This is a genomic window from Streptomyces anulatus (genome assembly GCF_000721175.1).
Classification (GTDB): domain Bacteria; phylum Actinomycetota; class Actinomycetes; order Streptomycetales; family Streptomycetaceae; genus Streptomyces; species Streptomyces anulatus_C.
In genome coordinates this window covers 1-21,866 of record NZ_JOEZ01000067.1, presented here as the reverse complement: position 1 = coordinate 21,866, position 21,866 = coordinate 1, and the positions used below count along the sequence as shown (strand labels likewise).

The window sequence follows — 21,866 nt, the reverse complement described above, 5'->3', positions numbered from 1 at the left end:
AAGCAGTTTTCGCTTTCCAGGTTCTTCGCTTTCGCGTTTTCCCTTTCCGGCGGTTCCAACTTTACCAGACTCTTTTTCGTTCCGTTTCCGGTCCGAATTTGTTTTCCGGTGGCCTGTGGAGTGGCTTCGCCTTTCGGCTGATTCGACTTTATCAGAAATTCTCGGGGCGAAACGAACGACCCGGTGATTCGGATAAGGAGAATCATTTGGCTCGGCGGAGCGGCAAGCGCTCCTTCATGAGCGGAGTAAACATTACACGCTCAGCTCGAACTTGTCTAGTCCGAGGCAACCGTTTGAATCTACAGCCCCACATCTCCCGTGTCAACGGTTTTTGTGGCGAGGAGGACACTAGCAGCTCAGCGGGGGTGAAAGCACATCGGCGGTCAGGCCGCAGTGGGAAGCTCGGCGCTGCGTTCGACCGCTGCGAGGTCACCCGTGTCGCCGGCGCGGGCCGCGCGGCCGCCCAGGATGTAGACGTACGCGAGAAAGGCCAGCTCAGCGGTGATGCCTATGGCGATCCTGGCCCAGGTCGGGAGACCGGACGGGGTCACGAAGCCCTCGATGAGTCCGGAGACGAACAGGACCAGGGCCAGGCCGATAGCCATGCCCAGGGCGGCGCGGCCCTGCTGGGCCAGGGCGGTCCGGCGGGACAGGGGGCCCGGGTCGATCACCGTCCAGCCGAGGCGTAGCCCCGTGCCGGCGGCGACGAACACCGCGGTCAGTTCGAGCAGGCCATGGGGAAGCACCAGGCCGAGGAAGACGTCGAGACGGCCCGCGGAGGACATGAGGCCTATGCCGACGCCGAGGTTGAGCATGTTGAGGAAGAGGATCCAGATCACCGGTATGCAGAGGAACGCCCCCAGGACCAGACACAGGGCCGCGGCCTGCGCATTGTTCGTCCATACCTGTGCCGCGAACGACGCCGCCGGATGGCTGGAGTAGTAGGTCTCGTACTCCCCGCCCGGCCGGGTCATCGCACGGAGGTCTTCCGGTGCGGCGATCGCGGCCTGGACCTCGGGGTGGGTACCGATCCACCAGCCCAGCAGCGCCGCCAGTGCGGTCGAGAGCACCGCGGTGGGGACCCACCAGTGGCGCGAGCGGTAGACCGAGGCGGGGAATCCCGTGGTGAGGAACCGGGCCGCGTCCCGCCAGGAGGCCTTGCGGGTGCCGGTCACCGTCGAGCGCGCGCGGGCCACCAGCTGGGTGAGGCGCCCGGTGAGGAGCGGGTCGGGGCTGCTCGACTGGATCAGCGAGAGGTGGGTCGCCGTGCGCTGGTAGAGGACGACGAGTTCGTCCGCTTCCGCGCCCGTGAGGTGGCGCCCTCGGCGCAGGAGGTGTTCGAGGCGGTCCCACTCCGTGCGGTGGGCGGTGACGAAGACGTCGAGGTCCATGGGCGTCTGTTGCTCCAGGCAAAGGTGCGTACGGGTCCGTACTACTGCGGCGCGCTGGCGGTCAGCTTGGCAGACTGGGCCCGGCTGGGGCGGAGAAGGTCGGCGAAGGGTGGGGACCGATGAGTGAGTTGGTGACCGGGGACGCGGTCGTTCTGGGGCTGAGGCCCGCGCGGCTGCCGAGCCGGGCGCTGGCCTCGGCGATCGATCTGGCGGTGACGTTCGCCGTTTTCATCCTGGTCTCGGTCTTGCTGGGCATCGCTTCCGCTTCCTTGGACGAGGCGGCCGTCGCGGCGATCGGGGTCGCCTCGTTCCTGCTGGTCCTGATCGGTGGGCCGGTCGCGGTGGAGACGCTGAGCCATGGCCGCTCCCTGGGGAAGCTGGCCTGCGGCCTGCGGGTGGTGCGGGACGACGGTGGACCGATCCGGTTCCGGCACGCGCTCGTGCGAGGGGCCATGGGGCTCGTCGAGATCCTCATGACCTTCGGTGCTCTGGCCTCCATCGCGTCGCTGGTGTCGGCGCGGGGGCGCCGGATCGGTGACGTGTTCGCCGGAACGCTGGTGATCCGGGAACGGGTCGCCGCGACGGGTCGGTCCGTCGCCGTGCCGCCTCCCCCGCCCTGGCTGGTCGGCCGGTTCGCCCAGCTGGATCTGTCGGCCGTGCCGGACGAGCTCTGGTCCGCGATACGGCAGTACCTGACGCGGATGCAGCAGCTGGATCCCGGCGTGGGACGCTTGATCGCGGAGCGACTGGCCGGTGAGCTCGTCGCGCGTACGGGCGCCGCCGCGCCGCAGGGCGTTCCCGCGGCAGCGTTCCTGGCCGCGGTGGTCCATGAGCGGCAGGCACGGGATGCGCGGCGCGTGTTCGCCGGGCCTCGCGCCGAGGGGCCCGTACCGTCTGCACCTGCGCCTGCGCCTGCGCCTGCCGGATTCGGGGGTTACGTCGGGGCTTCTGGGGGCCCCGGGGGCGCTGGGGCTGTGGGGTTCGGTGGTGGGACCAGCGCTGTTGGTGGGGGGTCTGCCGCCGGGGCAGGTTCCGGACCGGGGGGCGGTGTCGGCGGCACCGGCGGTGCTCGTCAGCGGCGGCGGCGTGGGGATGCGTCCTCGGCCGGGTTCGCTCCGCCCGGCTAGGCGGTGTCCGGCTCTGGTCCGGGCGATGCGGCGGGGGCGCGGGGGGACGGGGGCGTCTCCAGGTGTTCGAGCTCGATGCCGGGTGCTGCGAGGACCACGTCACCGGCGATGTGGACGGTGTGCTGTTCCCCGGTGTCCAGGGCGCTGACCTGGTATTCGTCCACGATCAGGGGGCCGTTGTCAGTGGTGTGCGCTTCACTGTTCACCAGGGCCCAGGACTGGTCGACGGTCCTGGGTGCGAGGACCGGGTCCGTGAAGGTGACCACGCGGACGCGGGTCGTGGGGGAATCGGGGGTGAGGCGCAGGAGGCGGGTCATGGCGATGAGGAACGCGGGAGACGCACCGGCGAAGGCGTGGGCGCGGACGTTGCCTTCGGTGGCGTGGCTGCCGGTGGGATCGGTACGGACCCAGGTGACCCCTTCCAGGGCCGCTCCTCGTACCTGCCAGCTCGCGGCATGGAGTTCGAGGCGGATGGGCCGGCCCAGCTCGTCCAGGGCGAGGTCGACGGAGCCGAGGTGGTCTCCGGCGGGGGACGTGGTCTGGGAGACGTAGCGCCAGCCGGAGGGGCCGGGGGCGCAGTGGAAGTGTTCTTCACCGAGGGGGGTGTGATCGTGAAGGTCGTGGAGCGAATACCTGCCGCGGGGCATGGGGTCCTTCGGGTTCCTCGGGCTGTGCGGGGGCGGTAACGGGAGCAGGCCCCCGCCACGGGGGTGCGGGGGCCTGCGCTCGGATCTGCTGGTGCTGGTGAGGGTCTGACGCCGCTCGGTGTCCGGGAGGCCGGCCTCCCGGACACCGGGGTGGATCAGTAGCGGTAGTGGTCGGGCTTGTACGGGCCCTCGACCCGGACACCGATGTACGCCGCCTGCTCGGGACGCAGGGTCGTGAGCTTGACGCCCAGGGCGTCGAGGTGGAGGCGGGCGACCTTCTCGTCCAGGTGCTTGGGCAGCACGTACACGTCGGTCGGGTACTCCTCGGGCTTCGTGAACAGCTCGATCTGCGCGAGGGTCTGGTCCGCGAAGCTGTTGGACATCACGAAGGACGGGTGTCCGGTCGCGTTGCCCAGGTTGAGGAGGCGGCCCTCGGACAGGACGATGAGGACCTTGCCGTCGGGGAACGTCCAGGTGTGGACCTGGGGCTTGACCTCGTCCTTGACGATGCCGTCGATCTGGGCGAGGCCGGCCATGTCGATCTCGTTGTCGAAGTGGCCGATGTTCCCGACGATCGCCTGGTGCTTCATCCGGGCCATGTCCTTGGCCATGATGATGTCCTTGTTACCCGTCGTGGTGACGAAGATGTCCGCCTGCTCCACGACGTCGTCCAGCGTGGCCACCTGGTAGCCGTCCATGGCCGCCTGGAGCGCGCAGATCGGGTCGATCTCCGTGATGATCACCCGGGCGCCCTGGCCACGCAGGGACTCCGCGCAGCCCTTGCCCACGTCGCCGTAGCCGAAGACGACGGCGGTCTTGCCGCCGATCAGGACGTCGGTGGCGCGGTTGATGCCGTCGATGAGGGAGTGGCGGCAGCCGTACTTGTTGTCGAACTTCGACTTGGTCACCGCGTCGTTCACGTTGATCGCGGGGAACAGGAGGGAACCGTCACGGTGCATCTCGTACAGGCGGTGCACACCCGTCGTCGTCTCCTCGGTGACACCGCGGATCTCGGACGCCAGCTGGGTCCACTTCTGCGGGGCCTCGCCGAGGGTGCGGTTCAGCAGGGTGAGGATGTGGGCGTACTCCTCGCTGTCCGCGGTCGACGGGTCCGGGGCCGCGCCGGCCTTCTCGAACTCGACGCCCTTGTGGACGAGGAGGGTGGCGTCGCCACCGTCGTCCAGGATCATGTTCGGGCCGCCGGTGGGGGTGTTCGGCCAGGTCAGCGCCTGCTCCGTGCACCACCAGTACTCCTCGAGCGTCTCGCCCTTCCAGGCGAAGACGGGGACGCCCGCGGGGGCTTCCGGAGTGCCCTTCGGGCCGACCGCGATGGCCGCGGCGGCGTGGTCCTGGGTGGAGAAGATGTTGCAGGAGGCCCAGCGGACCTCGGCACCCAGGGCGACGAGGGTCTCGATGAGCACAGCGGTCTGCACGGTCATGTGCAGCGAACCGGTGATCCGGGCGCCGGCCAGCGGCTGAGCGGCGGCGAACTCCTTGCGGATCGACATCAGGCCGGGCATCTCGTGCTCGGCGAGCGTGATCTCCTTGCGCCCGAAAGCGGCGAGGGAGAGGTCGGCGACCTTGAAGTCCTGGCGGTTGGTGGCCGTCGTCATAACGGGCTGCTCCTCGTGATGGGTCGAGGGTGGGCTGTCTGGGCTGACTCTGCGGCGCGGCGGGCACACGAATGCCCGGGCGTTCGCAGTGCAGTCCGTCGGAGGCCCTCTGTCCCTCGCCCGGCTGGCTCCCGCCAGCCGGTCGACCGCCATCAGCAGCGACGTCTGTTTTCCGTATCCGAATCTACACCGAACGGCCCAGTGAGCCCCAGCCCGTTCGTGGAGAGGGGCGTGTGTGAGGGGTCACCGGGCCGATCGGGGCCGGTGCGTGGTGGGTCAGTGGCCGGAATCGCCCGGGGCGTCGGGCGGGCCGTCGATCGTCTTGCCCGGGTTGGTTCCGGTCGCCGCTGCCTCGGCGTTGTAGATGTCCGGCTCCAGGTAGATGACGCGGGCGATCGGGACCGCTTCGCGGATGCGGTTCTCGGCGGCGTTGATGGCGTCGGCCACCTCGGCCGCGGTCTCGTCGTGCCGGACAGCGATCTTGGCGGCGACCAGCAGCTCCTCGGGGCCGAGGTGGAGGGTGCGCATGTGGATGATGCGGGTGACGGTGTCGCCGTCCACCACGGACGCCTTGATCTTCTCGACTTCCTCGAGGCCGGCGGACTCGCCGAGCAGGAGGGACTTCGTCTCGACGGCCAGGACGATCGCGATGAGGATCAGCAGGATGCCGATGCAGAGGGTGCCGATGCCGTCCCAGACTCCGTTGCCGGTGCCGAGGGCGAGGCCGACGCCCGCGAGCGCCAGGACCAGGCCGACGAGCGCGCCGAGGTCCTCCAGGAGGACGACCGGGAGCTCGGGTGCCTTGGACCGGCGGACGAACTCGGTCCAGGAGCGGTCGCCGCGCGTCTGGTTGGACTCACGGATCGCCGTACGGAAGGAGAAGATCTCGGCGATGATCGCGAAGACCAGCACCCCGACCGGCCAGTACCAGGCCTCGATCTCGTGCGGGTGCTTGATCTTCTCGTAGCCCTCGTACACGGCGAACATGCCACCGACCGAGAAGAGGACGATGGAGACGAGGAACGCGTAGATGTAGCGCTCGCGCCCGTAGCCGAAGGGGTGCTCGGGGGTGGCCTCGCGCTTCGCCTTCTTGCCGCCCAGCAGCAGGAGTCCCTGGTTGCCCGAGTCGGCGAGCGAGTGGACGCTCTCCGCGAGCATCGACGAGGAACCACTGAAGAGGAACGCTACGAATTTGGCCACGGCGATCGAGAGGTTGGCGACGAGTGCCGCCACGATCGCCTTGGTTCCGCCTGACGCGCTCATGAGTGCGTGGTGTCCCTTCGTCGGTGCGCGGCACGTGCCGTCGCGGTAAGGCGGCACATTGTTGCAGCCGTCGGGACGGCGCGTGCATTAGGCCGCCACAGTCGCCCTGAAGAGGGTTCCCGATCCCGTCGCCTCGACCGTCTCGCCGGCCGGAACGTAGACGGACTCCCCCGGGCCGAGGGCGAGTTCGCCGGCCGTGACCACGCCCGCCGTGCAGAGCAGGATCTGGGGGGTGGGGGCGGTCAGCACGGTGGGGGCCGCCCCTGACGCGAGGGTGTAGCGGGACAGGGCGAACTCGTCGACGGGGGTCTCGTAGAGCTCCTCGCCCGACGGGGCCGCCTCCGGGCGCAGCACGCCGGGCTCGGTGGCCTCGAACCGGACGATCCGCAGGAGTTCGGGGACGTCGATGTGCTTGGGGGTCAGGCCGCAGCGCAGCACGTTGTCCGAGTTGGCCATGATCTCGACGCCGAGGCCTTCGAGATAGGCGTGCGGGACGCCGGCGCCAAGGAACAGGGCTTCCCCGGGCTGGAGTTGTACGTGGTTCAGCAGCATCGCGGCCAGCACCCCGGGGTCGCCCGGGAAGTGGTGGGCGATACGGGCGTACGGGGCGTGGGCGCCGCCGAGGCGTTCGGCGGCGGCCGCCGCGTCCGCCACGGTCCCGGCCATCTCGGCCGGGTCCGCGCCGAGGATCGCCGTGAGCACCTCGCGGAGGGCGGCTTCCTCGGGGTGGGCGCGGAGGAGGTCCACGTACGGCTTGAGGGAGTCGACTCCCAGCGCCTCCATCGCGTCCGCCGCTTCGGTGGGCCTGCGGAATCCGCACAGTCCGTCGAAGGGGGTGAGGGCGCAGATGAGTTCGGGCTTGTGGTTCGCGTCCTTGTACGTGCGGTGCGGGGCGTCGATCGGGACGCCCCGGGCCTCCTCGTCGGCGTACCCCGCGCGGGCCTGGTCCAGGTCCGGGTGGACCTGGACCGAGAGGGGGGCGCCGGCGGCGAGGAGCTTCAGGAGGAAGGGGAGGCGGGGGCCGAAGCGGTCGACCGTGGCCGTGCCGAGCTCGCCTTCCGGGTCGGCGGCGATGGCCTCGGTGAGCGCGAGTTCCGTCTCGCCCTCCGGGGTGGTGCGGCTGAGGCGCGAGGGCGCTCCGGGGTGGGCGCCCATCCACATCTCGGCCTGCGGTTCGCCGGTGGGCGCGATGCCGAGCAGGGCGGGAAGGGCCGTGGTGGATCCCCAGGCGTAGGGGCGCACGGTGTTGGACAGGCGGTCCATGTAGTCGTCCTCGGGTGGGGCGGGGAAAGGCGGGCGTGGTGAGGCGGTGCGGTGGGTGTGTCCCAGGGGTATCGGTGTTGCGTGAGGTTCTGGCGTCGTGGGGATGGCCGGAAGGTGTGGGCTTGCGTCAGGGCCGGGGGGCCGAGGCCAGTGACAGGTAGACCGCCGCGAAGTCGGTGATCGCGAGCAGTTCGGCCACGGCCTCCAGCTCGCTGCCCTCTTCCGGTTCCAGTTCGCTGACCGGTGTGTCGTGGCCGAGCGCCAGTTCCCGGGCCGCGGGATAGGCGCTGAGGCCTCCCGTCGGGCGGTCCCGGAGCAGGACGACCCGGGCCCTCAGTGTCTCGCCCTCTTCGACCCGGTCGCGGAAGAAGTCGTCGGGGTCCGCGCCGGCCGCGAAGTCCCCGGCGAGGAGCGTGCCGTGCGAGGGAAGCGCCTCGGGCAGTTGGGCGGCCAGGGCGGGGCGGCCGGCCAGCTCGGACAGTACGGCGGCGAAGCGTCGCCCCACCGGGCCTGCGGCGTCGCCCTCCGTCCACAGCAGCGGCAGGCTGTCGGCGAGCTCGGCGGCGAGCGTCTTGGCCGGGTTGCTGTACGTGGCGATGGCCGGGCCGCAGCGTTCCGCGGTGCGGTCCAGGCGGTCCGCCACCTTCTGGAGGTCCTCGGGGGTCGCGGTCACCAGGCCGACCCGGTCCAGGAGCGCCAGCAGGGGCGTGAGGAGGGCCCACAGCGTGCCGGGGCCGGCGGCGGAGGTCTCCGCGTCGTACTCACCGTGCGGGGCGGCCGCCATCGGGACGACCAGACCGTGCACCCCGTCGACCGCCTCGCGCAGCGGTGAGCGGGTGGGGGCGACGGCGACGACGGTGCAGCCGCGGCGGTAGGCCTGCTCGGCGAGCAGGGCGAGGCCCGGTTCGGAACCGTCGGCGGTCACGATGAGGAGGAGGTCCACCGATCCGGCCCAGCCGGGCAGCGCCCAGCGGAGGGCGCCGGGGGCGGGGGCGACGCCCGTGGGGTCGATGCGTACGACGGGGGCGGCCGCGCCCGCGAGCGCGCCGATCAGGTCGGCGACCCCGGAGGCGGCAGTGCCGGGGCCTGCGACGAGGACGGCCCGGGGCCGGCCCTCCGGGTTCAGGCCGCCGATGCCGGCCTCGGCGGCGTGCCGGGCGGCGGTACGGACCCGGGCGCCTGCCTCGGCGGCGCCGCGCAGCAGATCGCGGCGGTCGGCTCGGGCCAGGGCGTCCGGGGCGTCGAGCAAGGACTCGTCGAGCATGGCGGTGGGCCTCCGATCACCGGGCGGGGTGCGGGCTGCGGGTACGCGAGCGGGGGCGGGTGTGGTGGCTTGGCTGCCGGGCCGGCCGGGCTGGGTGGCCTGCCTGCCGCCGGTGGGCGGGCCCGGCTGTCGTGCGGTGCCGTGCGCCGTCCTGCGTCATCCCGTCCGTGCGCGTGTCGCTCGCGGTCAGGCGGGGCGGCGGGCCTCGTCGACGAGCAGGACCGGGATGCCGTCCCGGACCGGGTAGGCCAGTCCGCAGTCGTCGCCCGTGCAGACCAGTTCGGGGGTGTCGGCCGCCGAACGGTCGTCGAGCGGGGAGTGGGGGGGGGGGGGGGGGGGGGGGGGGGGCCCGGGGGGCGTCCCCCCCCCCCCCCCGCCCCTTCCCGTGACCGGGGCTCCGCCCTGGGCCCCGCTTCTCAGGCGCCGGAGGGGCTTGAGGAGCGGATCAGGGTCAGGACCTCGTCGCGTATCGCTGCCATCGTCTGCTCGTCCCTCGCCTCGACGTTCAGCCGCAGCAGAGGTTCCGTGTTCGAGGCGCGGAGGTTGAACCACCAGTCGGCGGACGTGACCGTGAGGCCGTCCAGGTCGTCGAAGGTGATGCCGTCGCGGGTGCCGAAGACCCTTCTGACCGCGGCCAGGCTGGCGGTCTGGTCGGCGACCGTGGAGTTGATCTCGCCGGAGCCGGTGTACCGGTCGTACTCCGCGACCAGCTCGGAGAGCGGCTTCTGCTGTCCGCCGAGTGCGGCGAGTACGTGGAGGGCGGCGAGCATGCCCGTATCGGCGTTCCAGAAGTCGCGGAAGTAGTAGTGCGCCGAGTGCTCACCTCCGAAGATCGCACCGTGCTCCGCCATCTCCGTCTTGATGAAGGAGTGGCCGACCCGGGTGCGGACCGGGGTGCCGCCGTTCTCGCGGACCACCTCGGGGACGGACCAGGAGGTGATCAGGTTGTGGATGACGATGCCCTCGCCGCCGTTGCGGGCCAGCTCGCGGGCGGCGACCAGGGCCGTGATCGCGGAGGGGGAGACGCCCGCACCCCGCTCGTCGACCACGAAGCAGCGGTCCGCGTCGCCGTCGAAGGCGAGGCCGAGGTCGGCGCCCTCGGCGAGGACGCGGGCCTGGAGGTCGACGATGTTCTTCGGGTCGAGGGGGTTGGCCTCGTGGTTGGGGAAGGTGCCGTCGAGGTCGAAGTACATGGGTACGAGGTCGAGCGGGAGGCCCTCGAAGACCGTGGGGACCGTGTGGCCTCCCATGCCGTTGCCGGCGTCGACCACGACCTTCAAGGGCCGGACCGACGTGAGGTCGACCAGGCCCAGGAGGTGGGCAGCGTAGTCGGTGAGGGTGTCCCGTTCGGTGATCGTGCCGGGGGAGGTGGCGGCCGGCGGCTGCGGGGCGCCTTCCGACCACTGCTCGACCAGGGCGCGGATCTCGGCGAGGCCGGTGTCCTGGCCGACCGGGGTGGCGCCCGCCCGGCACATCTTGATGCCGTTGTACTGGGCCGGGTTGTGCGAGGCCGTGAACATCGCCCCGGGGAGGCCGAGGGCCCCCGACGCGTAGTACAGCTGGTCCGTCGAGCAGAGGCCGATGAGCGTGACGTCCGCGCCCCGCGCCGCCGCGCCCCGGGCGAACGCGCCGGCGAGGCCGGGTGAGGTCGGGCGCATGTCGTGGCCGATCACGATCGCCTCGGCGTCCGTGACCTGGACGAACGCGGCTCCGAACAGCTCGGCCAGCGACTCGTCCCACTGGTCGGGCACCACTCCGCGCACGTCGTACGCCTTCACGAGCTGCGACAGATCAGCAACCACGGCCGGTCCTCCTGGGGGTCTTTGCGGACCGCCCAAACTACCCGGCCCTGTCCTGCCTCAGGAGGTGGCCTCAGGAGTCGGGGGAGCGCAGAACCCTCAGGTGACCTCGGCGGGCCACTTCCACCGGGTCCGCGGAGCGCGGTCCCCGGCTCCCGCCGCCCGGGCCCCGGTCGTGCGGACGGGCCGCTTCGCGGACCGCGTTGGCCAGTGCTTCGAGGTCGTCGCCGCTGGGCGCGGGTGCCGAGCCGTCGGAGAGCCGCACCACTTCCCAGCCCCGTGGCGCGGTAAGCCGCTCACTGTGTTCGGCGCAGAGGTCGTAACAGTGGGGCTCGGCGTAGGTGGCGAGCGGGCCGAGGACCGCAGTCGAATCGGCATAGACGTACGTCAGTGTCGCGACGGCAGGGCGGCCGCACGCGGTGCGCGAACAGCGACGTACAGGGCTCACGATGTTGGACGGTACCGCACTCTTGAGCGGGCTGCGACGACTGCCCGTCGGGTCACCCCACCGTGTCGCCCTGTGACCTGCGGCACAGCGGTGCTTGCGGCGGCTGCCCTGACCTGCGCGGGGACGGGGGCCCGGTGATCGCACGGCGGTCGAGCCGGTCGCGGGCGAGGCGGATCGCGTCGTCGGGCGCACGGTCGACGATCGGATTGCGGGCCTGAAATGGGCTCAACCTTGGCCGAAATGTTCAACTGCGGACATCCGGAAGCGGGAGGGCCGCCTCCGCCCCGGGGAACGCGGGCGGTCGTCCCGGCGGCCGCGCCCCTGCCGTGCGCCTGCTGCCACGCCGACAGCTCATGCCCGTGCCCGTGCCCGTGCCCGTGCCTGTGCCAGTGCCTGTGCCTGTGCACCTGCTCGTCTGTGCCGCCCCGCCCCTGCCTACCCGGTCGGCCGCGTCGTCTCCCCGATCGTCCCGGTCCCCGGAGCGTTACGCTGCGTCGGTGATGGACAGCTCCGTACCTCCCCACCCGTTCGAGCCGCGGCCCCGGCGCCGTGACCGTCATGGCCGCGGTATGCGCGGGCCGCTCGCGCCGCCCCAGGTGCCGCTGTCTGCCAGCCGGGGTGAGACCTTCCGTGATCTGGTCCAGGACTCGGTGGAGCGGTTGGAGCGGCGCTGGCCCCAGCTGGCCGAGGTCGACTTCGTCGTCCTCGATGTTCCCGGCACCCCGGAGGAGGTCGTTCCGCTCGGCAGCGCCGTGTCCGCCGGCAAGGGGCGGCCCGCGCAGATCGTCGTCTACCGGCGGCCCGTCGAGATCCGTACCAAGAGCCGCGACGAGCGCGCCCTGCTCGTGCACGAGGTCGTCGTCGAGCAGGTCGCCGAGCTGCTGGGGCTGGCCCCCGAGTCGGTCGACCCCCGGTACGGGCAGGACTGAGCCCCACCGGGCCCGGCCGGGGGCTCACCGTCGGACGTGTCGCCCTGCCGGACGGGTCGGTCCTGTCGGCTCTGTCGGACGCGCCGTCAGTCGTCCAGGACCGAGAGGTCCTGGCGGGCCGTCGGGACCTCGATCGTGCCCCGGTCGTCGGGGAGCGTCTGCACCGTGAACATCTCGACGCCGCCTTCCGTGCGCGCCAGGGTGCGCGACGCGTGGACCGGGCCGCCCGAGGTCGTCTCGACGGTCAGCGCGTAGGCGCCCTTGAGGCCGTCCGGGGCCTTCGGGGTCACGGCGATGGTCGTGCCCGCCTTGACCGTGTACGTCTCCACGGCCGGTTCGCCGCCCTCGCTGCCCGCCGACGCGGTGACCTTCACCTTCGCCGTGGCGCCCGGCGCGGTCAGGGACAGCGTCGAGCCCTTGGCCCGGTTGTCCGGGACGCTCGCCCGTGCACCGACCGGTCCGGTGGCCGGGATGTAGCCGACCTCCTGCTTGTCGCCCTTGCCGCGGACCACGCGCAGCGCCGCCACGATCGGGGTCGCCCGGTCCTTCCGCACCGGGCTCAGGCGCAGGGAGCCCGGCTCGCCCCGGGTGACGTCCTTGAGGTCGACGGTCGCCGTCATCGAGGACTTGATGTGCAGGGTGGCGTTCCCGGCCGGGGAGAACGTCGCGTTCTTACCCATGAGCTGGACCTTCACGTCCGCGTCGTCCTCGCCCGGCGCGAACGCCACCAGCTGTACGGAGGTGGCGTCGGCCGGAATGCCGGGCAGCACGAGTGTGCCGGACGGGTCCTCGGACGCGGTGATCCAGTCGCTGCCCACGCCGTCGTCGGCGCTCATGACGACCGCTCCGATCCGCCCCGAGCGGGTGGTGACGTGCGCGGTCAGCTGGTCGACGGCCTCGGAGGTGAGGGTCGAGAGCAGGAGGGCGACGCTGGATCGGGCCGGCACGGTGATGCCGTCGCCGACGTCGGACTTCAGCGCGCCCTCGGGGCCGTACAGCTCGATGTCGGCGACGGCACCGGTGTCGTCGGGGTTGGTGAGGTGGATGTAGTCCTGGCGGGACTTGGCGGTGCTCGCGCCCGGGAACCAGAAGTCCGTGTCGGGGGCGGTACAGGTGACCCCGAGGAGCCCTCTGGCCCCGCCCGCGGTGACCTCGGTGGTCTGCTGGGCGGCCCAGCCGGGGGCCAGCTTGCCGGTGGCCGTGCCGACGAGGGCGGGGGCGCCGGCGCCGTTCGCCTCGGCGACGACCGGCTTTCCCTGCTCCTCCACGGCGAGGACCGGCTTCTCGGCCTTCTCCTTCGCCTTCTTCGCCGCTTCCTCGGCCTTCTTGATCTTCTTCGGGTCGGTCTCGTCCTCGTCGTCCGCGACCGGCAGCGCCGGCTTCAGCTCGGCGGTGCCCTTGGCGTCGCCGCCCGCGCCCGCCGGGGTGAACGAGGTGTACTGGGTCTCCGCCAGGTCGGAGTTGCTGGGCTCCGGGCAGACCAGGCTGGAGCGCTCGACCGGCAGCAGCGCGGCGGACTTCGCGCCGGTGTCCGCCGGGGCGCCGGGCGCGGTGACCGTGGCGAATCCGGTGATGGCGGCCAGGACGGCGGCGCCCGCGATCAGGGACAGGTGGGTGGACTTCACTCGGACTCGCCTCGCGATGCGTTACCGGTCTGCCACGGGGCCTGACCCGGGGCCGGGGGGTCGGTGTGTTCGCCGTTCTCGGTGGGGTGCTGGGCGGGGTCGGTGTACTGGTGCTGCTGGTACTGCCCGCCGGTGTACCGGCCGTACTCGTCGTACGCGCCCTGCTCGTTGTACTGCTGCGCGTAGGGGTCCTGGACGGCGTAGCCGCCGCCTTGGTCGCTGTAGCCCTGTTCGCCGTAGCCCTGGTAGCCGGCGTTCTGCTGCTGCTCCTGTGGCTGCTGGTGCTGTTGCTGGGCGTACGGGTCCGGCTGGTACGCCGCGTAGTGGTCGGCGCCCGGCTGCTGCTGCCCGTCCCACTGCGCGTATTCGTCGTACTGCTGCTGCGGGACCGCCGCGTAGCCGCCGGTGGCCTCCTGCGGGTCGTGCGCCGGGGGGTTCGCGGCGTACGGGTCGGTCGACTGCTGCGCCGGGATGTACTCCCCCGGGTCCGCGGCGCGTGCCGGGTCGTGGGCGTCGGGGCGGTAGGCCTCGTCGCCGGCCTCCTCGGCGGTGGCCGCGGCCTCGGCCTGGGCGGCGGCGCGCAGCCTGCGGGCGCGGCGTCCCTCTCCGTCGACCGGCTCGGCGGCGACGGCGAGCGCCTCCTCGGGCAGGTCGTCGTCGATCTCCTGGCGGCGGCCCGGCAGGGCCATGACCACCAGGACCACGAGGAGTCCGGCCTGTGCCCAGATCCACGCGGTGTGCGTGATCGGGGCGTCGTAGGTGAGGTCCAGGCGGCCGCCGTTCGCGGGCAGTTCGAAGCCCTGGGCCCAGCCGTCGACGGTCGTGCGGGTCAGCGGCTTGCCGTCCAGGGTGGCCGTCCAGCCCGGGTCGGCGGCGTCCGCGATCCGCAGGACGCGGCCCGCCTCGCCGGACGGGATCTCGGAGTGGGCCTCGACGGCGGCCGAGCCGACCGGAAGGTGCTCGCCCTCGCCGGACGCCGGGGTGATCATGACGCGGGCGACCTGACGGTCCACCCGCCACAGGGCGCTGCCGTCGAGCTGACTGAGGCGGCTGAGGCCGGGGGTCGAGTCGAGGACCCGGCTCATCTCGCGCGGTGCTCCGTCCCGGACGAGGACGTAGCGGATCGCGAAGCCGCTGAGCTGGGCGCCCTGGTCGGCGCCGGAACCGGCGACGAGGTTGGCGACGACCTTGTCGAGGTGGCTGTTGCCGCCGACCGCCTCGGTGAGTTCGCCGTCGCCGAGGCGGGCGCCCGAGCCGCGGACCAGGCTGTACGCCACGGAGTCGGGCGAGGTGCCGCCGAGGACGAGGGTGCGGGGCTGGTCGCGGGTGGTGCTCTCCTCCGCGACGAAGGCGGGCACCTGTACGGGGTCGCGTCGCTCCAGCGGGCCGTCCGCGCCGCCGATCATCCAGCCGACGGCGGCCAGGACCGGGGCCAGCCCGGCGGCCAGCGCGATCAGCACGGCGACGGGCTGGCGCCAGCCGAAGCTCTGCTCGGCGACCCGGATGCGGGCCCCGTCCGCGCCCACCAGGGCGGCGGCGATCAGGGCGGTGCCGTAGACGAGGGTGGCGGGCCCGGCCCAGGTGGATCCGTTGGCGACGGCGGCGAAGAGGAAGCCGACGACCGCGACCGCCCAGGCGGTGCGGACGGCGAACTGCCGTTCCCCGCGCAGCAGGGCGGCGAGCGCGGCCAGCACGATGCCGAGGAGCAGGACGCCGCCCGCCGCACCCGGGCCGCCGGGGCTGATGCCGAGCAGGTCGAGGCCCGAGGCCTCTCCCGGGCCGATGTCCAGGCCGGCTTCCCTCAGGAGCGCGGACGGGTTGGTCAGGAGGCCGATCGACCAGGGGGCGAGGACCAGCACCGGGGTGCCGACGGCGGCGACGAAGCGCAGTCCGTACGCGGTGATGTCACCGCGCCGCAGCACGAGCACGCCGAGGCCGAGGACCACGGCGAGCGGCCAGACGATCGGGGTGAACGCCATGGTGACGGTCAGCAGCAGCGTGTACGCCCAGGTGGCGCGCCAGCTGCCGCGCTCCCCCGCCGCGCTGTCCACGCGCAGCCCGTGGGCGGCGACGCCCGCGCGGGCGGTCAGCGGGAGGAGGACGAGGAGGACGGCGGTGCCGAGGCGGCCGGTGGCCAGGGCGCCGGTCGCGGCGGGCAGGAAGGCGTACGCGATGCTCGCCCAGGCCCGCAGCAGCCGGGAGGGGAGCAGCGGGCGGGAGGCGAAGTAGGCGGTGAGCCCGGCCAGCGGGATCGAGCAGACCAGCAGCACGCTGACGGCGAGGCCGGTCGAGCCGAGGAAGAGGGCCGACAGGGCGGCGAGCAGGGCGAGGTAGGGCGGGGCGGTCTGGGTGCCACCGGTGCCGACGGTGTGCCAGGCGTCCGCGTACCGCTCCCAGAGCGCGCCGGCCTCGGCGGGGGCCGGCAGCAGGGCGCCGCCCGCCAGCGCGCCGCCGCTGAGGAGGTTGCGGCAGGCGACGAGGGAGACGATCAGGAGCAGCGCGAAGAGGACGGGTCCCGGTTTGCGGCCGATGCGCTTGAGGCGGGCGAACTGGTCGACTTCGAGGAAGTCGGCGTCGTCGCCGCCGGGTCCGGATTCGACGGCCCCGTGCCGCGAGCCACCCGATTCGGCGTCCGTACGGCCGCCGAAGTTGCCCGCGACCTGGTCGACGGTGGCCCGGACCGTGGCGCCGGGCGGCGGGAACAGGGCGCGAAGCTCTGCCGCGTCGACGACGCCCTTTCCGCGGTTGCGGCGGGCGGCGAGGATGCGGCCGGGGCGCAGCAGGGTGCCGAGCAGGCCGGTGACCTCGTCGAGGGCCTGTCCCGGCGCCTTGCCGACCAGGTAGGCGAGGGTGCGGAGGAGGGTGCCGACGACGAGCCGGAGCAGGACCCAGGGCAGGGCCTTCCCGCGGGCGTTGACGAGCATCGTGTAGACCGCGCCCGCCTTGTCGACGCGGTGCGGGCTGGCGACCGAGCGGCCGGCGCAGTCGATGGGGCGGCGTTCGCGGGCGGAGGCCTCGGCGTGCCGCAGGACGGCGTCCGGGGCGACGAGGACCCGGTGTCCGGCGAGGTGGGCGCGCCAGCACAGGTCGACGTCGTCGCGCATCAGGGGGAGCCTGCGGTCGAAGCCGCGGAGCTCCTCGTAGACGTCGCGGCGGATGAGCATGCCGGCGGTGGAGACGGACAGGACGGTGCGGACCTGGTCGTGCTGGCCCTGGTCCTGCTCGCGGCGGTCCAGGCCCGTCCAGCGGCGCCCGCTGTTGGCGATGGAGACGCCGACTTCCAGGAGCTGCTTGCGGTCGTACCAGCCACGCAGCTTGGGTCCGACGATCGTGGCGTGCCGGTCGCTGTCGACGACGCGCAGCATCTCGGCGAGCGCGTCCGGCTCCGGGGCGCAGTCGTCGTGCAGCAGCCAGAGCCACTGGACCGGTTCGCCGTGCGGCAGCTCGGGGAGGTCGTAGTTCTCGTCGACCCAGGTGCGGGTCTCCGGGTCCCAGCCGCCGGGGCGCTTGAGGTAGGGCAGGTCGTCCGGGGTCAGGATCCCGGCCGTGCGGGCCGCCTCGTCGACGGCCGTGCCGAAGCTCGTACGGCGTGCGAGGTGCAGGACGCGTTCGTCGCCGAGCGCCTCGGTGACCAGCCGGGCCGAGTCGTCGGCGCTGCCGGTGTCGGCGGCGACGACGTTCTGTACGGGGCGTTCCTGCCCGAGCAGCCCGGCCAGCACGTCGGGCAGCCAGCGGGCGCCGTCGTGCGAGACGAGCACGGCGGTGACGACGTGCCGGGGGAACTCTGGGGCGGCGGCGGCCGCGTTCGGCGCCGCCGAGTGGCTGTGCACGGACATCGAGGTACGGGCCCTCCGGCCGGGTCCGGGGGCGTATCCCCGGGGGCTGCATCGGTGTACACGCGCGCCCCGGCGGGGCGTTGGCGCGTCTCGGACGGGGCCCCACACTAACGGTACGGACAGGTGGCGGAGGTCCGGGCGGGTGAAGGGGCGGGCGCGGACCTGCCGACGGCCCGCCGGCCGGGCCCTGGGGAAGGGGTCGGCGGACGGGCCGTCGGGGCGGTCGGGGGCGATGGGGCCGGCGGGTGGCCGGGCCGATGCCGGAGCGGCGGCCCCGGGCGGGCCCGGAGGCGCGGGTGGGGGTACGGGGTGCGGGCCGCTCGGCGGCTCGCAGGTGGCGCGGCCCGTGGTGGTCCGGTTGCGCCCGGCCTGGTCGGGGAAGCGCCCGGGGTCTGGTCGGAATGCGCCCTCAGGCCTGAGGCCGGGGTCTGGGCCGGGTCCGGAGCCGGGATGTGCCCGGGATACGTCGGGGGCCTGGTCGGGGAGAGCCGGAATGCGCCCGGGCTGCGGGGGTCAGGTGCCGGCGGCCGGCGCTCCCGGGGTGGCGGCCGCCGAGGGCCGGACCTCAGATGGCGGCCTTCTTGAGGCGCCGGCGCTCCCGCTCGGAGAGCCCGCCCCAGATGCCGAAGCGTTCGTCGTTGGAAAGGGCGTACTCAAGGCATTCCGAGCGCACCTCACAGGCGAGGCAGACCTTCTTGGCCTCGCGGGTGGATCCGCCCTTTTCGGGAAAGAAGGACTCGGGATCGGTCTGGGCGCACAGTGCGCGCTCCTGCCAGCCGAGTTCCTCGTCCGCGTCCTCGACCAGCAGTTGCTGGAACAGCTCGGTCATGTGCGCCCCTCGTCTGTCTCTTGCGTCCCGTGATGCAGCCGTTTGCGGCTGAACGACACGAGTGAAATTACAAGTGTGTAGCTCCGGGCCAGTCAAGCGAGGATCTGCTATTGGCCCAGGGATTCACCCTGCGGAACCAAGCGTATGCAGAAAGTGTTCAAATCAGCAAAAACCTGACATATGCCACAGGCCCCACAGCCCCGCACTCCCTCGCAGGAGAGACGAACGGCGACGCCCTCGTGTTGCGATTCGATCACTGAAGCGATCAAGATCACAGTCAGGTCACGGAGCGTCAGTCGCGTTTGAGAGCGCGGATGATGCGCCACATGTCCGCGCCCATGGGTACACAAACCTTTCTCCGGGTCCGGCGACCGGAAGGAGTGAAGCATTGCCCCCATATCGGGCATTGGGTTGACAGCGGGCGGTCGAGGCGGTCTCCTTGACTTCATGCCAGCGACCACAGCGATGCACGTCACCCACGTCCGTGGGTTCCGTAGCGCTGTCCAGGCCCGCTGTTGCTGTTCCAGCTGTCACAGCTGTTGATGCCGTAGCGCTCCAGCTCTGATCCAGCCTCTCCGGACTCTCGGTCGAGCGGCTTCTTTCCTTCTTCTTTCTCGCTCGTCCTGCAGCTCCCGCACCTCCCCGCAGCCCCTTTTGAGCTGCTGACGCTCACCGCGACTCCCCCGCACGTGCACTCCCCCATGCCGAGGAACCACCGCAGCCATGAACAGCGACAGTGACCTTCAGATCGCCGGCGACATCCTTGAGGTCCAGCACCTCCTGCAGCCCGCCCGCGAGCACCCCTCCACCGTCTCCGAGTTCGTCGGCCTCGCGCGCTCCGTCGCGGCCGACCGCGCCCGGTGGGCGGGAATCGTGCAGTACGACTCCGCCTCCCGCTGGTACCACCGCCTGCACCAGGGCCCCGGCTACGAGGTGTGGCTGCTGAGCTGGGTGCCCGGGCAGGGCAGCGGGCTCCACGACCACGGCCGCTCCTCCGGCGTACTGACGGTCCTGGAGGGCGAGTTGACCGAGCGCACCGAGGGCGGGACGCGGGCTCTCGGCGCGGGCGCGCAGCGTGCCTTCGCCCCGGGGTACGTCCACGAAGTGGTCAACGACTCGCTCGAACCGGCCGTGAGTCTGCACATCTACTACCCGGGCCTGACCGAGATGCCGATGCACGCCACGCAAAGCGCCCCGACGGCCGAGGACGTCGTACCCGCCTGACAAACTGCTGTGCATGCGCATTGTTGTTCTGGCCGGTGGTATCGGCGGTGCCCGCTTTCTGCGCGGCCTCAAGCAGGCCGCGCCCGACGCGGACATCACGGTGATCGGCAACACGGGTGATGACATCCATCTGTTCGGGCTGAAGGTCTGTCCCGACCTCGACACCGTGATGTACACCCTCGGCGGTGGCATCAACGAGGAGCAGGGCTGGGGGCGGACCGACGAGACCTTCCAGGTCAAGGAGGAGCTCGCGGCGTACGGCGTGGGCCCCGGGTGGTTCGGGCTCGGCGACCGTGACTTCGCGACCCATATCGTCCGTACGCAGATGCTGGGCGCGGGCTATCCGCTGAGCGCGGTCACCGAGGCGCTCTGTGCCCGCTGGCAGCCGGGCGTGCGGCTGCTCCCCATGTCCGACGACCGGGTCGAGACGCATGTCGCCGTCGAGACGGACGGCGAGAGCAGGGCGATCCACTTCCAGGAGTACTGGGTGAAGCTACGCGCCTCCGTCGAGGCGCAGGCGATCGTGCCGGTCGGCGCGGAGCAGGCCGAGCCGGCTCCGGGGGTGCTGGAGGCCATCGGTTCCGCCGACGTCATCGTCTTCCCGCCGTCGAACCCGGTGGTGTCCATCGGCACGATCCTCGCCGTTCCGGGGATCCGGGAGGCGATCGCCGAGGCCGGGGTGCCGGTCGTCGGCCTCTCCCCCATCGTCGGGGACGCGCCCGTGCGGGGGATGGCGGACAAGGTGCTCGCGGCCGTGGGCGTCGAGTCGACGGCGGCCGCCGTGGCCCAGCACTACGGTTCGGGGCTGCTGGACGGGTGGCTGGTCGACACGGTGGATGCCGGTGCGGTCGGCGAGGTCGAGGCGGCGGGGATCCGGTGCCGGGCGGTGCCGCTGATGATGACGGACGTGGACAAGACCGCCGAGATGGCCCGGCAGGCGCTGGATCTGGCCGAGGAGGTCCGGGCGTGAGCACGTCCGCCGAGGAGGGCGACGCTCCCTCGTTCCGGGTCTGGGCGCTGCGCGGGATTCCCGAGGTGCGGGCCGGTGACGATCTCGCCAAGCTGATCGCCGCGGCCTCGCCGGGTCTGGTCGACGGGGACGTTCTGCTCGTCACCTCGAAGATCGTCTCCAAGGCGGAGGGCCGGATCGTCCGGGCCGCCGACCGGGAAGCGGCGATCGACGCCGAGACCGTGCGGGTGGTGGCCCGGCGCGGGCCGCTGCGGATCGTGGAGAACCGGCAGGGCCTGGTCATGGCCGCCGCCGGGGTCGACGCGTCGAACACGCCGGCCGGGACCGTGCTGCTGCTGCCCGAGGACCCCGACGCCTCGGCCCGGGCCATCCGGGACGGGCTGCGGGACACCCTCGGTGTCGATGTCGGCGTCGTCGTCACGGACACCTTCGGGCGGCCCTGGCGTAACGGGCTGACCGACGTCGCGATCGGTGCGGCCGGGGTGCGGGTGCTGGACGACCTGCGCGGCGGTACGGACGCGTACGGCAATCCGCTGAGCGCCACGATCGTGGCCACGGCGGACGAGCTGGCCTCGGCCGGGGACCTGGTCAAGGGCAAGGCGGAGGGGCTGCCGGTCGCCGTGGTGCGGGGGCTGCCGCATGTGGTGGTCTCCTCCGATGACGCGGACGGCCCCGGCGCTCGTGCGCTCGTACGGAGTGCGGCCGACGACATGTTCCGGCTCGGGACGTCCGAGGCCGTGCGGGAAGCGGTGACGCTGCGACGTACCGTGCGCGAGTTCAGCGACGAGCCGGTGGATCCGGGGGCCGTGCGGCGGGCCGTCGCCGCTGCCGTCACCGCTCCCGCGCCGCATCACACGACGCCGTGGCGGTTCGTGCTGCTGGAGTCGGCCGAGTCGCGGACGCGGCTGCTCGACGCGATGCGGGACGCGTGGATCGCGGACCTGCGGCGTGACGGCAGGAGCGAGGAGTCGATCGCCAAGCGGATCCGGCGCGGCGATGTGCTGCGCAACGCGCCGTATCTGGTGGTTCCGTGCCTGGTGATGGACGGCTCCCACACGTACGGGGACGAGCGTCGCGACACGGCGGAGCGCGAGATGTTCGTGGTCGCGGCGGGGGCGGGTGTGCAGAACTTCCTGGTGGCGCTGGCCGGGGAGCGGCTGGGGTCGGCGTGGGTCTCCTCGACGATGTTCTGCCGGCCGGTGGTGCGGGAGGTGCTGTCGCTGCCGTCGTCCTGGGATCCGTTGGGGGCGGTGGCTGTGGGGCATGCGGTGGGGGCGGCTCGTGAGCGGGCGGCTCGGGATGCGGAGGCGTTTCTCACCGTGCGGTGAGGCGGGGCAGTCGGAGAGGGTGGGGTGGTGCGGGGGCCGCTGCGCGGGGCTTGTCCCCTGCCCGCCCCTTCCGAAACCGGGGCTCCGCCCCGAGCGATCGCAAGGCGGAGGGTCGCCCCGATACCGGATGTATCGGGGTGATCCCGACAACGCGGCGAGCGTGCGTGCCAGGCGTCGCCGAGCAGGCGGGACCTTCGAAACACGCCCTAGATGTATTGCCCTGTGAGGTTGGGGACGCGGCTGGCGGGTGGTTGGCCCTTGAGCGCGGTGTGTCCGCGGTGGTGATTGTAGGTGTGGAGCCATCGCGGGT

General features: G+C 72.3%; 17 protein-coding genes and 2 pseudogenes. 5 read left to right on the top strand and 14 right to left on the bottom strand.

Translation table 11 applies throughout. The annotated features are described in order from the left end of the window. Positions 1–383 precede the first annotated feature (383 nt). Positions 384–1,391, bottom strand: a complete 1,008-nt coding sequence (locus IG90_RS0137985; RefSeq protein ID WP_030595584.1) for a stage II sporulation protein M — start codon at positions 1,389–1,391, stop codon at positions 384–386. A gap of 119 nt (positions 1,392–1,510) precedes the next feature. Between IG90_RS0137985 and IG90_RS0137980 the strand changes: the two genes are divergently transcribed. Further along, positions 1,511–2,518 (top strand): RDD family protein, encoded by a 1,008-nt coding sequence (locus IG90_RS0137980; protein ID WP_030595581.1) that lies wholly within the window; start codon positions 1,511–1,513, stop codon positions 2,516–2,518. Here the strand turns inward: IG90_RS0137980 and IG90_RS0137975 are convergent. The 9 genes and pseudogenes from IG90_RS0137975 to IG90_RS45085 form a co-directional block, all read right to left on the bottom strand. Next, positions 2,515–3,165 (bottom strand): hypothetical protein, encoded by a 651-nt coding sequence (locus IG90_RS0137975; RefSeq protein WP_030595578.1) that lies wholly within the window; start codon positions 3,163–3,165, stop codon positions 2,515–2,517. The two genes, IG90_RS0137980 and IG90_RS0137975, sit on opposite strands and share 4 nt — an antisense overlap. A gap of 155 nt (positions 3,166–3,320) precedes the next feature. Further along, on the bottom strand, positions 3,321–4,778 hold the full coding sequence (gene ahcY, locus IG90_RS0137970) for an adenosylhomocysteinase (RefSeq protein WP_030595575.1): 1,458 nt from the start codon (positions 4,776–4,778) through the stop codon (positions 3,321–3,323). Between the two features lie 276 nt (positions 4,779–5,054). After that, complete coding sequence (locus IG90_RS0137965) at positions 5,055–6,041, bottom strand: cation diffusion facilitator family transporter (RefSeq protein WP_030595571.1); 987 nt, start codon at positions 6,039–6,041, stop codon at positions 5,055–5,057. Between the two features lie 87 nt (positions 6,042–6,128). Further along, a complete protein-coding gene (manA, locus tag IG90_RS0137960; RefSeq protein ID WP_030595568.1) occupies positions 6,129–7,304 on the bottom strand; it encodes a mannose-6-phosphate isomerase, class I in 1,176 nt (391 codons plus the stop codon). A 127-nt stretch (positions 7,305–7,431) separates the two neighbouring features. Continuing rightward, entirely contained in the window at positions 7,432–8,568 is a 1,137-nt protein-coding gene (locus tag IG90_RS0137955) for an SIS domain-containing protein (RefSeq protein WP_030595566.1), read from the bottom strand. Between the two features lie 186 nt (positions 8,569–8,754). Next, positions 8,755–8,898, bottom strand: a pseudogene (locus tag IG90_RS44595) (Trm112 family protein); the annotation flags it as partial. Positions 8,899–8,984: 86 nt separating this feature from the next. Continuing rightward, complete coding sequence (locus tag IG90_RS0137945) at positions 8,985–10,370, bottom strand: phosphomannomutase/phosphoglucomutase (protein WP_030595563.1); 1,386 nt, start codon at positions 10,368–10,370, stop codon at positions 8,985–8,987. A gap of 70 nt (positions 10,371–10,440) precedes the next feature. Beyond that, on the bottom strand, positions 10,441–10,815 hold the full coding sequence (locus tag IG90_RS0137940) for a DUF3499 domain-containing protein (protein WP_030595560.1): 375 nt from the start codon (positions 10,813–10,815) through the stop codon (positions 10,441–10,443). A gap of 52 nt (positions 10,816–10,867) precedes the next feature. Next, a complete protein-coding gene (locus IG90_RS45085) occupies positions 10,868–11,044 on the bottom strand; it encodes a hypothetical protein (RefSeq protein WP_167345034.1) in 177 nt (58 codons plus the stop codon). Positions 11,045–11,315: 271 nt separating this feature from the next. On the opposite strand from IG90_RS45085, the gene IG90_RS0137935 reads away from it, so the two are divergent. Next, positions 11,316–11,744, top strand: a complete 429-nt coding sequence (locus IG90_RS0137935; RefSeq protein ID WP_078585552.1) for a metallopeptidase family protein — start codon at positions 11,316–11,318, stop codon at positions 11,742–11,744. 86 nt (positions 11,745–11,830) lie between these two features. On the opposite strand, the gene IG90_RS0137930 is transcribed toward IG90_RS0137935, so the two are convergent. From IG90_RS0137930 to IG90_RS0137920, 3 genes are all read right to left on the bottom strand, one after another. Continuing rightward, positions 11,831–13,369, bottom strand: a complete 1,539-nt coding sequence (locus IG90_RS0137930; RefSeq protein ID WP_030595555.1) for a DUF5719 family protein — start codon at positions 13,367–13,369, stop codon at positions 11,831–11,833. Then, complete coding sequence (locus IG90_RS0137925) at positions 13,366–17,205, bottom strand: glycosyltransferase family 2 protein (RefSeq protein ID WP_030595551.1); 3,840 nt, start codon at positions 17,203–17,205, stop codon at positions 13,366–13,368. Before IG90_RS0137925 ends, IG90_RS0137930 begins: the two co-directional genes overlap by 4 nt. 565 nt (positions 17,206–17,770) lie before the next feature. After that, complete coding sequence (locus IG90_RS0137920) at positions 17,771–18,034, bottom strand: WhiB family transcriptional regulator (protein WP_003968728.1); 264 nt, start codon at positions 18,032–18,034, stop codon at positions 17,771–17,773. 723 nt (positions 18,035–18,757) lie between these two features. Between IG90_RS0137920 and IG90_RS0137915 the strand changes: the two genes are divergently transcribed. Genes IG90_RS0137915 through IG90_RS0137905 form a run of 3 tightly spaced genes read left to right on the top strand, consistent with a single transcriptional unit; the run spans position 18,758 to position 21,556 of the window. Beyond that, positions 18,758–19,258, top strand: a complete 501-nt coding sequence (locus tag IG90_RS0137915; RefSeq protein WP_030595547.1) for a cysteine dioxygenase — start codon at positions 18,758–18,760, stop codon at positions 19,256–19,258. A 13-nt stretch (positions 19,259–19,271) separates the two neighbouring features. After that, a complete protein-coding gene (cofD, locus tag IG90_RS0137910; protein WP_030595544.1) occupies positions 19,272–20,228 on the top strand; it encodes a 2-phospho-L-lactate transferase in 957 nt (318 codons plus the stop codon). Next, complete coding sequence (locus IG90_RS0137905; protein ID WP_078585553.1) at positions 20,225–21,556, top strand: coenzyme F420-0:L-glutamate ligase; 1,332 nt, start codon at positions 20,225–20,227, stop codon at positions 21,554–21,556. Before cofD ends, IG90_RS0137905 begins: the two co-directional genes overlap by 4 nt. Positions 21,557–21,762: 206 nt before the next feature. Here IG90_RS0137905 and IG90_RS44115 read toward each other — a convergent pair. Continuing rightward, a pseudogene (locus tag IG90_RS44115) lies at positions 21,763–21,866 on the bottom strand (IS481 family transposase); the annotation flags it as partial.